The sequence below is a fragment of the Amycolatopsis sacchari genome (genome assembly GCF_900114035.1).
In the GTDB taxonomy this organism is placed as follows: domain Bacteria; phylum Actinomycetota; class Actinomycetes; order Mycobacteriales; family Pseudonocardiaceae; genus Amycolatopsis_E; species Amycolatopsis_E sacchari.
Genome location: NZ_FORP01000014.1, coordinates 11,462 through 24,432, shown reverse-complemented (window position 1 = coordinate 24,432; position 12,971 = coordinate 11,462). Strand labels below are relative to the sequence as shown.

At 73.1% G+C, this 12,971-nt stretch carries 9 protein-coding genes and 1 pseudogene; 5 read left to right on the top strand and 5 right to left on the bottom strand.

The features are described 5' to 3' along the window. Window positions 1-413: 413 nt before the first annotated feature. Window positions 414-3,332, bottom strand: a complete 2,919-nt coding sequence (locus tag BMZ92_RS22225; protein WP_143249921.1) for a hypothetical protein — start codon at window positions 3,330-3,332, stop codon at window positions 414-416. A gap of 258 nt (window positions 3,333-3,590) precedes the next feature. On the opposite strand from BMZ92_RS22225, the gene BMZ92_RS22220 reads away from it, so the two are divergent. Together BMZ92_RS22220 and BMZ92_RS22215 are read left to right on the top strand one after the other, a co-directional pair. Next, window positions 3,591-4,538 carry an ATP-binding cassette domain-containing protein gene (locus BMZ92_RS22220; protein ID WP_091510866.1) on the top strand — a complete coding sequence of 316 codons (948 nt, stop codon included), beginning with the start codon at window positions 3,591-3,593 and terminating at the stop codon, window positions 4,536-4,538. Then, window positions 4,535-5,314 carry an ABC transporter permease gene (locus tag BMZ92_RS22215; protein ID WP_091510863.1) on the top strand — a complete coding sequence of 260 codons (780 nt, stop codon included), beginning with the start codon at window positions 4,535-4,537 and terminating at the stop codon, window positions 5,312-5,314. The genes BMZ92_RS22220 and BMZ92_RS22215 overlap by 4 nt, the downstream gene beginning before the upstream one ends. On the opposite strand, the gene BMZ92_RS22210 is transcribed toward BMZ92_RS22215, so the two are convergent. After that, window positions 5,311-5,541, bottom strand: coding sequence for a hypothetical protein (locus BMZ92_RS22210; RefSeq protein ID WP_091510860.1), 231 nt, complete (start codon window positions 5,539-5,541; stop codon window positions 5,311-5,313). The genes BMZ92_RS22215 and BMZ92_RS22210 overlap by 4 nt on opposite strands. 79 nt (window positions 5,542-5,620) lie before the next feature. Between BMZ92_RS22210 and BMZ92_RS22205 the strand changes: the two genes are divergently transcribed. Both BMZ92_RS22205 and BMZ92_RS36965 read left to right on the top strand, forming a co-directional pair. Then, a complete protein-coding gene (locus tag BMZ92_RS22205; RefSeq protein ID WP_143249920.1) occupies window positions 5,621-6,229 on the top strand; it encodes a hypothetical protein in 609 nt (202 codons plus the stop codon). 1 nt (window position 6,230) lies between these two features. Further along, window positions 6,231-6,428, top strand: a complete 198-nt coding sequence (locus BMZ92_RS36965; protein WP_143249919.1) for a hypothetical protein — start codon at window positions 6,231-6,233, stop codon at window positions 6,426-6,428. A gap of 350 nt (window positions 6,429-6,778) precedes the next feature. On the opposite strand, the pseudogene BMZ92_RS38950 reads toward BMZ92_RS36965, so the two are convergent. Continuing rightward, window positions 6,779-7,867: pseudogene (locus BMZ92_RS38950) on the bottom strand (ATP-binding protein); the annotation flags it as partial. A 408-nt stretch (window positions 7,868-8,275) separates the two neighbouring features. Between BMZ92_RS38950 and BMZ92_RS37860 the strand changes: the two are divergent. Next, a complete protein-coding gene (locus tag BMZ92_RS37860; protein WP_218153531.1) occupies window positions 8,276-9,022 on the top strand; it encodes a hypothetical protein in 747 nt (248 codons plus the stop codon). A 244-nt stretch (window positions 9,023-9,266) separates the two neighbouring features. Here BMZ92_RS37860 and BMZ92_RS22195 read toward each other — a convergent pair whose 3' ends face one another. Both BMZ92_RS22195 and valS read right to left on the bottom strand, forming a co-directional pair. Next, window positions 9,267-10,160: an NADP-dependent oxidoreductase gene (locus BMZ92_RS22195; RefSeq protein WP_091510856.1), complete on the bottom strand. Its 894-nt coding sequence runs from the start codon at window positions 10,158-10,160 to the stop codon at window positions 9,267-9,269. 236 nt (window positions 10,161-10,396) lie between these two features. Further along, window positions 10,397-12,940: a valine--tRNA ligase gene (gene valS, locus BMZ92_RS22190; protein WP_091510854.1), complete on the bottom strand. Its 2,544-nt coding sequence runs from the start codon at window positions 12,938-12,940 to the stop codon at window positions 10,397-10,399. Window positions 12,941-12,971: the final 31 nt, after the last annotated feature.

Here is a 12,971-nt window from a genome sequence, read left to right as displayed (position 1 = left end):
GCTTGCGATGTGCCGCAGGCGCCAGTCGGCGCGGTCGGCTGCAGCGCGCCCCAAGCGCCGATTGCGGCGACCAGTTGCGGCGCTCCCCGTGCCCCAGTCGAGACGGTCGGCTGCGGTATGCCTCAGCCCCCGGTCGCGATGGCCAATCGCGATGTGGCCTGGATGCCCGTCGAGGCGGCCAGTCGCGGTCTGCCCCAAGCGCCGCCCGGAGGGGTCGGTTGCGGTCTGCCCCACGTGCCGGGCGGGGCCCCCATTTGCGGTGTGGCCTGGATGCCGGTCGAGACGGCCAGTCGCGGTCTGCCCCGGGCGCCGCTCGGAGCGGTCGGTTGCGGTCAACTCCAGTCCCCGGTCGGAGCGGTCGGCTGCGGTGTGCCCCAGCCCCCAGTCGGGACGGCCCCTTGCGGGCAGCCACCTCATGGCGCCACCGCGACGGCCGGTTGCGGCGCACCCCAGTCGCCGGTCGGGGCGGTGAGGCGCTCGGCGGCCGCGGGGTCGTCGACGGTGCGGAGCGTGGCCTGCCTGCGCCGGGCGAGTGCGGCGTCGAGGCGGGCGAGGGCGGCGAGGTCGCGCTCGTCGAGCCCGGTGTCCGCCGCTTCGCCGGGAGCCAGCTCGCGGACGAGGACCGCAGTGCGGGGTGCGTTGTCCACTTCGGACTCGCGGACGGCCAGTGCCTTGAACCGCGCGCCGGCGAGGAACACCACTTCGTCGAGCGGCCCGGGCAGCAGTTCGGACGTGCGGCGGGCGGTGCTGGGCCAGATCAACACGTCGAACTCGGCGCCGGGGACGGTGACGTCGAGGTTGGCGGTTGCGTTGAGGAAGCCGGGTTCGAGCAGGAACTCACCCTCGGCGGCGACGCGACCCTTGGCCTGCCGGAGCACCGGGCGGCGGTGGGTGGGCAGGCGGCGCAGACCGGAAACGAGGCACGGCAGGTGCGCGTCGAGGACCGGTGCCCGGTTGGCGCGGATGGCGTCGTTGACCTTCGTGGCGCTGTGGAGGTACAGGCAGACGGCGACGTAGTCGGCCTTGGCGTCGGTCTGGCGGAGGGCGGGCCAGGTGGCGAGGGCGGCGTTGACGGTGGCGAGGGCCTCGGTGAAGGCCTCACCTGCGGCGGCTGCGAAGCGGGCCTGCTCGGCCGCGGTGCTGGCCCGGTCGGGGATGGCGAGGGCGGAGGGTGTGGTGGGCGCGGCAGGTGGGGTGGCGGCCGCGGGTGCTGTGGACGGTGCGGCGTCGTCCGATGCAGCGGGCGCGGTTGCGTTGGGCTGCGCTGCGGGTACGGCGGGCGTGGCTGGTGGTTCCGGTTGGTGGGATTCGGGTCTGCGGGCGGCGGGGATCTCGGGCTCCGCACGCTTCACCCCGCCGGAGACGGTGGGCACGGGAGGCCCGGAAACCGTGACGACCGGCGGCGCGGCGGGTTTGCGGGGCCCGGTGGGCCGGGGTTCCGGCTCCCGGTCGGGATCCGGCGCCTCCGCGGCGGAGCGGGGTTCCGGCTTCGGACGGGGCTGGGCCTCCACCGCCTCCGCGGCTGCGCGAAGCTCCAGTTCCGGGTGGGACTCCCGCTGCCGGTGGAGTTCCGGCTCCGGGTGAGGCTGCGACTCCGGCGCCTCCGCGGCGGAGCGAAGCTCCGGCTTCGGACGGGACTGGGCCTCCGCCACTTCCGCGGCTGCGCGAAGCACCGGTTCCGGGTGGGACTCCCACTGCCGGTGGAGTTCCGGCTCCGGGTGAGGCTGCGACTCCCGCGCTTCCCCTGCGGAACCGGCTTCCGGCTTCGGGCGGGACTCCGGCTCCCTGCGGACTGCGGGCTTCGAGCGAGGCTGGGCTTCCGGTGCTTCCCCGGCCGGGCGGGATTCCGACCCCCGGTGGAGTTCCGCCTTCGCGCGGGGCCGAGCCTCCGACACCTCCCCTGCGGCGCGCGGGTCCGGCTCGCGGGGGAACTCGGCCTTCGGCCGGGACTGAGCCTCCGACACCTCCCCCGCAGGGCGAGGTTCGGGATCTCGGGCAGGGTCCACCGCCGCTTCCCCAGCGCTGGATTCCTGCTTCGAGCGATCCTCGGTCTCCGGCGCTTCCCCGGCAGGGATGCGCTCCGACATCGGGTGGTGCTCGAACTCCGCCGCTTCCGCAGCAAGCCGAGACTCGGCCCCAGCCTCCCGGCGACCCCGCTCCGCGACCCCCGCAGCCGAACCCGACCGCACCTCCCCCTCCAACGGCTCACCGCCGGAGGGCCGGATCCGCAGGGTGGCCTTCCGGTCCTCGTCAAGCCCGGCGATCAGCTGCTTGGCCGCCGCCAGGAGGGGTTCCGGGTCCGGGCCGTCGATGCGCAGGGTCCAGCCCGCCGGGTCGAAGGGCGCGACGCCCCGCGCGGGTGGCGCCGTCCGCGGGCGCAGCACCAGGCCCGACGGCACGACATCCGCCACCACCTCCGCGATCCCCGGCTCCAGCGGCCGGTAGCTCCGCGGACCACACCGCACCCACCCGGCCGGCGCCCCGGCGACGTCCAGCACCTCCTGGTCCCCCGCCCCCGCCGGCTGCCGCAGCACCGTCGCGAAAGGACGGAACAGCGGCCTGCCCCCGTCGTCCACCACGACGGGTTCCGCGCCCAGCTGCACGCCCGTGCTCACGACCACCGGCCGTCCCAGCCGCACCGCCAGCTCGGCCAGCCAGTCGTGCCGCACGACGTCCGCCGTACCGGGCACGAGCACCAGCCTGCTGTGCGCGCCGGGCGGCAACCGGTCCAGCACCGCCGCCACCGCGCCCGGCTTCTCCGCACTGAGGAACACCTTGGGAAACCTCGGATCCACGACGACCGAGTACGCGAGGTCCCCCGGCTTCGCGGGCGGGTCGTCCGCGCCGCGGATGGCGAGGCCCGCCGGGACGGGTTCGGCCACCGCGCCGCCGACCTCCATCGGCTCGCTCGGCAACGCCGCTTCCCAGGCGGGCACGGGAAAACGAGCCCCGAACCGCCAGGGCGGACTCGACGCCCGGAACCGGTACCAGCCGCCGTCGAAGACGTACACCCCGGCGCCACCGACCGGCACCGGCGTCCCCCGCGGCACGAGCACGTCCGCGTTCAGCCGCCCCGAAAGCTGCTGCACGACGTCGTCCGGCAGATCGGCCGCGAGCCAGACCGCCTGGATGCCGCGTGCGTGCTCACCCATCGAGCCCGGCAACGCGAGCACCGCGTCGACGAGCGCGGACCGTTCCACCGTCGGCGACGCCACGACCAGCAGGTTCCCCGGCATCCCCGGCACGCTGGACAGCAGTTCGCGCTCCCCGCGACCACCCTCCCGGATGAGCACGTGCGGCCCGCACCACTCGGTGTCCAGCGCTGCGCGCATCTTCACCCCCACCGGGTCGAGGCGTCCGTCGTGCCACGGGCACGCCGCGACGCCCGGGGCCGCGCCGAGTCTGCCGCCACCCCGCGCCGGACGGCCGGAAAGCCACAGGCGGACCGGCGATCAGGGGAACTTCCCTCACCCGGACCGCGATACCGGCCCGGTGCCCGCACTTTTGAGCACCGCTGCGCCGCGCGACAGAGCGACCTGCTGAAACCGCGCTGAAACCGTCCTGAAGGCGGTGCCCGGCACGGTGGGAGCATGTCATCCACAGGCAACGAACCAGCCATCTCGGCGGTCGGGCTCCGGAAGGCGTTCGGGGATCACGTCGTGCTCGACGGCATCGACCTGCGGGTCGAGCGGGGGACGATCTTCGCGCTGCTCGGACCCAACGGCGCGGGCAAGACGACGACCGTGCAGATCCTCACGACGCTCATCCCCGGCGACGGCGGGCAGGTCCGCGTCGCGGGGCACGACCGCGTCACCGAACCGGACGCGGTGCGCGCCGCCATCGGCGTCACCGGGCAGTTCTCCGCCGTCGACAACCTGCTCACCGGCGAGGAGAACCTGCTGCTCATGGCCGATCTGCACCACCTCGGCCGCCGCGACCGACGCCGCCGCGTCGCCGAACTGCTCGACCAGTTCGACCTCACCGACGCCGCCCGCAAACCCGCGGCGACCTACTCCGGCGGCATGCGACGCCGCCTCGATCTCGCGATGAGCCTGGTCGGCACGCCACGCCTCCTCTTCCTCGACGAGCCGACGACGGGCCTCGACCCCCGCAGCCGCCGCACGATGTGGCAGGTCATCCGCGAACTCGTCGCAGACGGCGTGACCGTCTTCCTCACCACGCAGTACCTCGAGGAGGCCGACCAGCTCGCCGACCGGATCGCGGTGCTGGACCAGGGAAAGCTCGTCGCCGAGGGCACGGCGGCGGAACTGAAACGGCTCGTGCCGGGCGGGCACGTCAGCCTCCGCCTGCCCGACGCGGACGCACTCGACCGCGCCGCCCGCGCGCTCGGCGGCACCCCGGATCCCGACGCGCTGACCCTCCAGGTGCCCAACGACGGTGACGTCAAGTCCCTGCGCTTCGTGCTCGACCAGCTCGACGCCGCCGCGGTCGAGGTCACCGAGTTCTCGGTGCACACCCCCGACCTCGACGACGTTTTCCTCGCTCTCACCGGAAAACCGAAGGTGGCCACGTCATGACCCACGCACTGACCGACTCCGCGACGATGGTCCGGCGCAACCTCAGGCACATGGTGCGCTACCCCAGCGTTTCGCTGATGCTCGCCGGGTTGCCCGTCATCTTCCTGCTGCTGTTCGTCTACGTCTTCGGCGGCACGCTCGGCAACGGGCTGGCCGGCGCGGGCGGCCGCACCGCGTACGCGAACTACGTCGCGCCCGGCATCCTCCTGATGACCGTCGCGGCGGTCGCCCAGGGCACGGCCATCTCCGTGGCGATGGACATGACCGAGGGAATCATCGCCCGCTTCCGCACCATGGCGATCGCCCGCGTGTCGGTGCTGACCGGGCACGTCGTGGGCGCCGTGCTGCAGACGCTGCTGAGCCTCACGATCGTCGTCTCGGTCGCCCTGCTCGTCGGTTTCCGGCCCGCGGCGGGGATCGGCGGCTGGCTCGCCGCGATCGGCGTGCTCGCGGCGATCACGTTCGCGCTCACGTGGTCGTGCGTCGCGCTGGGCCTGGTGAGCAAGACCGTCGAGGCCGCGAGCAACCTGCCGATGCCGCTGATCCTGTTGCCGTTCCTCGGCAGCGGGTTCGTCCCGACCGACTCCATGCCCACGTGGCTGCGGGTGTTCGCCGAACACCAGCCGTTCACGCCGTTCATCGAATCCGTGCGGGCGCTGCTGATGGGCAGCCGGGCCGGCGGCAGCGTCGCCATCACGCTCGCGTGGTGCGCGGGCATCGCGTTGCTGAGCTACCTGTGGGCGCGCAAGCTCTTCAACCGCACACCGTCCCGTTAGGACACCGCGGCCAGCACCGCCGCCCGCAGCTCCTCCGCGCTCAGGCCGGCGTACTCCGAGACAGCCTCGGAGTACGCCGCCTGTGGCACCACATCGCGAATCCGCGCCGGGTCCATCGTCGGCTGGAACTGGCGCAGGTACCGGCACTGCTCGGCGAGCGCGATCAGCCGCGCGCCGTCGCGGTCCGGCTCGGCCATGCCGAGCGCGAGCAACAGCGCGCCGCACAACGGAAGTCCGGTGAGGTAGGTGGGTTGCGCGGTGGCGGTGAGCAGGGCGGAAACCGCTTTCCGCAGTCCGGGGGAGCAGGTGCCGGACCAGGTCCAGCCGTCCGTGGCGGGCGTGCGCGACCACCGCGACGCTCTTGACCTCCAGCGTCCACGGTTCCAGGGCGGGCTCGCCGTTCGCCCCGGGCGGCCGGACGTCGTCCAGCAGTTCGACCGCGTGCCGCCACGCCCGCAGCCCGTCTTCCACCTCGCCGTGGCACAGCAGCAGTTCCGCTTGGACACCCAGGTCGAACGAGCGGTAGGTGAACCGGTCGTCGTCCGCACCCGTCCTGGCGTCCTCGGCCCAGCGTTCGGCTGCCTCGACCTCCCCGACCTGCAGCGACGCCAGTGCCAGCGCCCAGCGAAGCCCGATTTCGTCGGTCCAGACGCCGAGTTCCTCCTGCAGCCGCCACGCCTTGCCGAGGTACTGGCGCGCTTGCTCGCCGTTGCCGAGGTGGAGGTGCAGTTCGCCGAACCGGGACAACGCGAGTATGCGCATGCACGGCTGCCCCTCCCGCTCGAACACCGCCAGCATCCGTTCCGCGTCACGCCGCGCGCCGTCGATGTCGCCGTCGCCCTCACGCACGTAACTGGCGACGGCGCTGGCACCCCCGGACAACCACGGCCACGGGCTCGCGCAGTATTCGTCTAAAGTGGACATATCGAGTTCGGGCACGGCCGCGACGAGCACCGCCAGCGCGCGGATGAGCGTGTCCGGCGGCGCGGGCGGCAGGCGGCGCAGGACGTACAGCGTGCGCGTGGCGCGGGGGAACTGCACGGCGAAGGCGTACGCGGTGCACACCGCGGCCGCAGCGCGGGTGACCTCGACGAACTCGGGGTCCGGGCGGTAGTGGGACAGCAGCCGGCCCGCGCCCTCGATCAACACCGCCATGCGTCCGTAGGTTGAGGTGAAGGTCCAGAACGCCGCCAATCCGGCCACGATCGCGGCGGCCGTCGGGCCGTCCTGACGTTCGATGGCGTAGCGGAGGGCCTGGACGAGGTTGTCCTGTTCGGTGCGCAGCCGGCTCATCGCGTACGCGGGGTCGGCGCCGAAGGGCCCCTCGTAGTGTTCGAGGGCGTATTCCCGTGCCCAGGCGCAGAAATCCTCGATGACGCGGGTGTCCGTCCGTTTCGCCGCACCGAATTCGCGGACGGTCTCCAGCATGCGGAAGCGGGTGCCCGACGGGGTGTCGGTCACCTTCAGCAACGACTGGTCGACGAGTTCCTCCAGCGCGTCCGCGGCGCCGAGGCGTTGCGCGGCTTCGGCGGTGAAACCGCTGGGGAACACCGAGAGCGTGCACAACGCCTGCTGCGCCTCCGGGGCGAGGAGCTGCCAGCTCCACTCGACGACGGCGTGCAGTGCGCGATGCCGTGCCGGTGCGTCGCGGGAAGTGCCGCGCAGCGTGGAAAACCGGTCGCCGAGGCGGTGTGCGAGGTCGGCGACGGACATGACGCGCACGCGGGCGGCGGCCAGTTCGACGGCCAGCGGCAGCCCGTCGAGGTGGCGGCACAGCTCGGCCACGGTGTCGGCGGGCAGCTCGGCGCTGGGGCGGGCGGCTCGCGCGCGCTGGGTGAACAGCTCGATGGACGTGGACAGGTCGAGTTCGGGCAGCAGGTACACCGACTCGGACGACAGGCCCAGCGGCGCGCGGCTGGTCGTGAGGACGCGTGCGTCGCGGGTCAGGGACACGAGCGCGTGCACGAGATCGGCGACGCCGCCGACGAGGTGCTCGCAGTTGTCGAGCACCAGCAGTGCGGACCCGAGCGCCTGCGCGATCCCGGCGACGACGTTCGCACCAGGGCGCCGGGCTTCGACGACCCCGAGCGCGGAGGCGACTTCGGTGGCGATGTCCTCCTCACGCGTCACACCCGCGAGACCGACGAAGTGGACGACGCGCTGATCAGCCTCTCGGGCCACAGCGTGCGCGAGACGCGTCTTGCCCAACCCGCCGGGCCCGACGATCGAGACGACGCGAGCCGTGCGAAGGAGGCTCACGACGGCGGCGAGGTCGTCGTCGCGGCCGAGGAGTGGGTTGGGTTCGTGCTGGACGCCGTGGCGCACCGGGGGTTGGAGGAGGTCGCGGTGGAGTGCCTGGAGGGCGGGGCCGGGGTCGGTGCCGAGCTCGTCGCGGAGGGTTCGGCGGTAGGCCTCGTACCGGGCGAGGGCGGCGGAGGCCCCGGCCGTAGCGGCTTCGCAGCGGAGCAGCTCCAGCAGGAGCTCCTCGTCGTGCCCACCGGCGGCGGCGAGCAGGGCCGGGAGGGCCTCGGCGTGCCGGTTGAGGCGGGCCAGGGACAGGGCGCGGAGGCGGTGGAGTTCGCGGAAGGTGACGGCGCTGGCGGCGCGCAGTTCGGCGAGGGGGGTGGAGGTGGTGGGTGGGCTGGCGGCGGCCGGGCCGGTGCCGGGTGGGCTGGCGGCGGGGGTTCGCGGCGCCGCGGGAGGGCTGGCGGCCGGGCCGGTGCCGGGTGGGCTGGCGGCGGGGGGCCGCGGCGTGGCGAGCGGGCTGGCGGCGGAGGGCCCGGTGCGGGCGGTGGCGGAGGTTCGCGGCGAGCCCAGCGGGTTGGCGGCGGAGTGGTTTGCCCCGGTGGCGGGTGGGTTGACGTCGGAGCTGCTGGCGGCGGGGATTCTCGGTGAGGCCAGCGGGCTGGCGACGGTGCTGCTGTTGGCCGCCTCGCTCAGCGGGGTGGCGGAGGTGGCGCGATGCCCGTGGCCAGCGCTGGTGGCAGGTGGACCCGCGGGATCCGGATCATCGCCGTGGGTTTGCGAGCAGGCGTCGTGTTCCAGGGCGAGACCGGCTTCGGCCTCGGCGAGTGCGGCGGCGTGCTCGTGGGCGGCGGCGTGCTTCCGCGCGGCTTCGAGGTGCCGGTGGAGCGCGGCCACGTCGACCTGCTCGTCGGGCAGGGTGAGGCGGTAGCCGGTGGCCGTGCGGGCGATCACGTCGGCACCGAGCAGGGCGCGCGCCCGGGACACGAGAATCTGCAACGCCTTGGTGGGGTTCTCGGGCTTGTCGTCGGGCCACAGCCCTTCAACGAGGCGTGCCGTCCCGCACCCGCCTCGCAGGTCGGCGGCCAGCAGGGCGAGCAGATCGCGCAGGCGGGGCCCGGTGACCTCCTTGCCCGCGGAAGGCCACCCGCGACAGCAGAGTCAACTCGGTGCTCACTTGGGCAGGTTAACGCGCTTGCCACGAGCAGGTGTCCGTCGGAAGCAGCTGACGCGTCAATGGGCCGGGGCAGTTCGTCCGGCAATGCACTCCCTGAGCAGCGGCTCGATCGCGTGCGCTCAGCGCGCGCCGCGGGCCACCGCAGCCGACCGGAGCAACTGGCGCGGGACGACCCGGGCCAATGCACCTGGAGCAGCCGCCCACCGCCCGCGGCTCAGCCCCGCAGCCGATGGGAACACCTGACAACCGAACGGGCCAGACGACCCGTGCCACCGCACCCGAAGTAGCCGCGCGACGCCGCCCACCACCGGCGACCCGGCCCCCGCAACCGACTGGAACACCTCCCAGCCAAACGGACGCGACGCCCCGGCCCAACACACGCCGCGAGTAGCCGCGCGACGCCGACCGGCACCGGCGACCGGGCCCCCGCAGTCGGCGGGAGCACCTGGCGCGGGACGGCCCGGGCCAACACACCCGATGCAGCTGCCCGCCAGGGCCCGCCCCTGTCAGCTCGGCCCTGTCAGCTCGGGTTCAGCTCACCGCGAGCGTGATCTTTCCCCGCGCGTGGCCCGTCTGGCTCAGGCGGTGGGCCTCCGCAGCCTCTTCCAGCGGGAAGGTTGCCGCGTGCTGGATCCGTAGGTTGCCCGCCGTGTACGCCTCGGCCAGCTCGCGCAGCACCTCCGGCGTCGTCGTGTCGGGGGTGCCGCCGGAGAACGGGACGCCGAGGGACTCGGCTTCCGGGTCGGCGATCGTCAGGACGCGGTCGGCCGAGCCGCGCAGTTCCAGTGCGTCCGGCAGCATGCCGTGGCCCGCCGCGTCGAACACCGCGTCCACAGTGGACACCAGCGTCCGCACCCGCTCGACCAGGCCGGGACCGTACCGTACTCCAGTCGCACCGAGGGACTCCACAAAGGACGGATCACCCGCGGTGCCGACCACGCGGATCCCGCGCCGCACGGCCAGTTGTGTGGCCAGCGAACCGACCGCACCGCTGGCTCCGGTGATCAGCAGCACCTCGCCCGGTCGCACAGCCAGCTCCCGCAACCCGCGCAGCGCAGCCTCGCCCGCGACCGGCAAAGCCGCCGCGTCCTGCCACGACATGCCCGGCGGCTTCGGGAACACAGCCGAAGCCAGTGCGTACTCGGCGTACGAACCACCGATCGCCCAGCCGAACACCTCGTCGCCCACCGACAACGCGGCGTCCGGGCCGACGGCGTCGACCACCCCGGCCAGCTCCTGACCGAGGCCCCGGGGCCGCGACAGCGAACCGCCGAACAGGCCGGACCGGATCTTCCAGTCCACCGGGTTCACGCCCGCGAACCGCACCGCCACGCGCACCTGCCCGGGGCCGGGCTCGGGCACCGGCACGTCAGCGACCCGCAGCACCTCGGGGCCGCCGAACTCCGCGAACCGCACCGCACGCACCGCGCTACACCCCCGCCAACCGCATCTCGCGGCCGCCGAGCACGGCGAACCGAACCACACGCACGACGGCGACCCGCAGCAACCCGCGGCCGCCGAACTCCGCGAACCGCACCGCGCTACACCGCCAACCGCATCTCGCGGCCACCGAGCACGGCGAACCGAACCACACGCACGACGGCAACCCGCAGCACCTCGCGGCCGCCGAACGCCGCGAACCGGACCGCGCGCACGACGGCTTACACCTCCGCCAGCTGGACCTCGATCCGCAGTTCCTCGCCCTCCGGCGTGAACTCCAGCGCCTCCACGTTGCCCGCCGCCCGCAGGTCGCCGCCGATGCTGTTCAGCGTTTCGACCTGACCGGCCGGACCGGCGATCCGCACGCTCTCCACCGGAGAGCGCATCGACCGCTTCGCGTCGCTCTTCGCCTTGCGGATGGCGCTGATCGCGGTGCTGGCCAACGTGATCACCTCAGGCGAGCCATCGACGGCACCCCCGGGCACCGGCCACGACGCCGTGTGCACCGAGCCGTCGTGCCACCACGACCACGCCTCCTCCGTGCAGAACGGCAGGAACGGCGCGAACAGCCGCTGCAGCGAGGAAAGCGCTTTCCGCAGCGCCAGCCGCGCGGACTGCGTCGCCGCACCGCCGTCCTCGTCGTAGGCGCGCTGCTTGATCAGCTCCAGGTAGTCGTCGCAGAAGAACCAGAAGAACCGCTCGATGCGCTCCAGCGCCACGGTGTACTCGAAGTTCTCCAGCGCCTCCGTCGCCTGCCGGATCACGTCGTCGAGCGCGGCCAGCATCGCCTGGTCCAGCGCCTCGGTGATCTCGGCACCTTCGGCGGGCTCGGGGAAGCCCAGCGCGAACTTGCTGGCGTTCAGCAACTTCGTCGCCAGGCGGCGGCCGATCTTCATCTGCCCCTGGTCGAACGCCGTGTCCGTGCCCGGCCGCCCGTTGGCGGCCCAGTACCGCACCGCGTCCGGGCTGAACTGCTCCAGCAGCCCCAGCGGGGTGACGACGTTGCCCTTGGACTTGCTCATCTTCTTGCGGTCCGGGTCGAGGATCCAGCCCGAGATCGCCGCGTGGTACCAGGGCAGCGTGCCGTTCTCCAGCTGCGCGCGCAGCACCGTGGCGAACAGCCACGTGCGGATGATGTCGTGCGCCTGCGGCCGCAGGTCCATCGGGAACGTCTGCGCGAACAGCTCCGGGTCCTCCTCCCAGCCGCACGCGATCTGCGGCGTCAGCGAGGAAGTGGCCCAGGTGTCCATCACGTCCGGGTCGCCGGTGAAGCCGCCCGGCTGGTCCCGCTGCTCCGGCGTGTAGCCCTGCGGGGTGTCCGACGACGGGTCGATCGGCAGCATGTCCTCGGTCGGCAGGATCGGCGCCGCGTAGTCCGGCTCGCCCGACTCGTCGAGCGGGTACCACACCGGGAACGGCACGCCGAAGAACCGCTGGCGGCTGACCAGCCAGTCACCGTTGAGGCCGCGCACCCAGTCGTCGTAGCGCGCCTTCATGTACGCCGGGTGCCACTGCAGCTCGGCGCCGCGGCGCAGCATGACGTCCTGGTGCTCGACGGACCGGATGAACCACTGCCTGCTGGACACGATCTCCAGCGGCTTGTCGCCCTTCTCGAAGAACTTCACCGGGCGCACGGTCTTGCGCGGCTCGCCGTCGAGGTCACCGCTGTCCCGCAGCATCCCCACGACGCGCTCGCGGGCGGTGTGCACCGTCGCGCCGACCAGTTCGGCGTACGCCTTGCGGCCCGCCTCGCCGTCCAGCCCGGCGGGCGGCTCGGGCAGGATGCGTCCGTCGCGGCCGATGATCGTGCGCGTCGGCAGCTTCAGCTCGCGCCACCACTGCACGTCGGTCAGGTCACCGAAGGTGCAGCACATCGCGATGCCCGCGCCGCGGTCCATCTCCGCCGCGGGGTGCGCGACGACCGGCACCTCGACGCCGAACACCGGCGACGTCACCGTGGAGCCGAACAGGCCCTGGTAGCGCTCGTCGTCGGGGTGCGCGATCAGCGCGACGCACGCGGGCAGCAGCTCCGGCCGCGTCGTCTCGATGTACACCGGCGAACCGTCCGGCTTGTGGAAGGCGATGCGGTGCCACGCGCCGGCGTACTCGCGGTCCTCCAGCTCCGCCTGCGCGACCGCGGTGCGGAACCCGACGTCCCACAGCGTCGGCGCCTCGGCCTGGTACGCCTCGCCGCGCTTGAGCAGCCGCAGGAACGCGCGCTGCGACACGCGCCGCGCGTGCCCGCCGATCGTCGTGTACGTGCGCGACCAGTCGACCGACAGGCCGAGCCGCTTCCACGTCTGCTCGAACGCCTTTTCGTCCTCCGCGGTCAGCACCTCGCACAGCTCGATGAAGTTGCGGCGCGAGATGTCCTTGACCGGGCGCTCACCCTTCTTCATGACGGGTTCGGGCGCGACGAAGTCCGGGTCGTACGGCAGCGACGGCTCGCAGCGCACGCCGTAGTAGTTCTGCACGCGGCGCTCGGTGGGCAGGCCGTTGTCGTCCCAGCCCATGGGGTAGAAGACGCGCTTGCCGCGCATGCGCTGGAAGCGCGCCACGATGTCGGTGTGCGTGTAGGAGAAGACGTGACCCACGTGCAGGGAGCCGCTGGCGGTCGGCGGCGGGGTGTCGATGGAGAACACCGCGGCGCGCTCACCGGGAGCTTCGAACCGGTATACGCCGGACTGCTCCCACGCCTCAGCCCACTTGGCATCCAGACCGTCCAGCACGGGGCGGTCAGGCACGTTCGGCGTGGTCTCGGACACGCGTTTTGCCACCTCATCTGTTGCGAACACC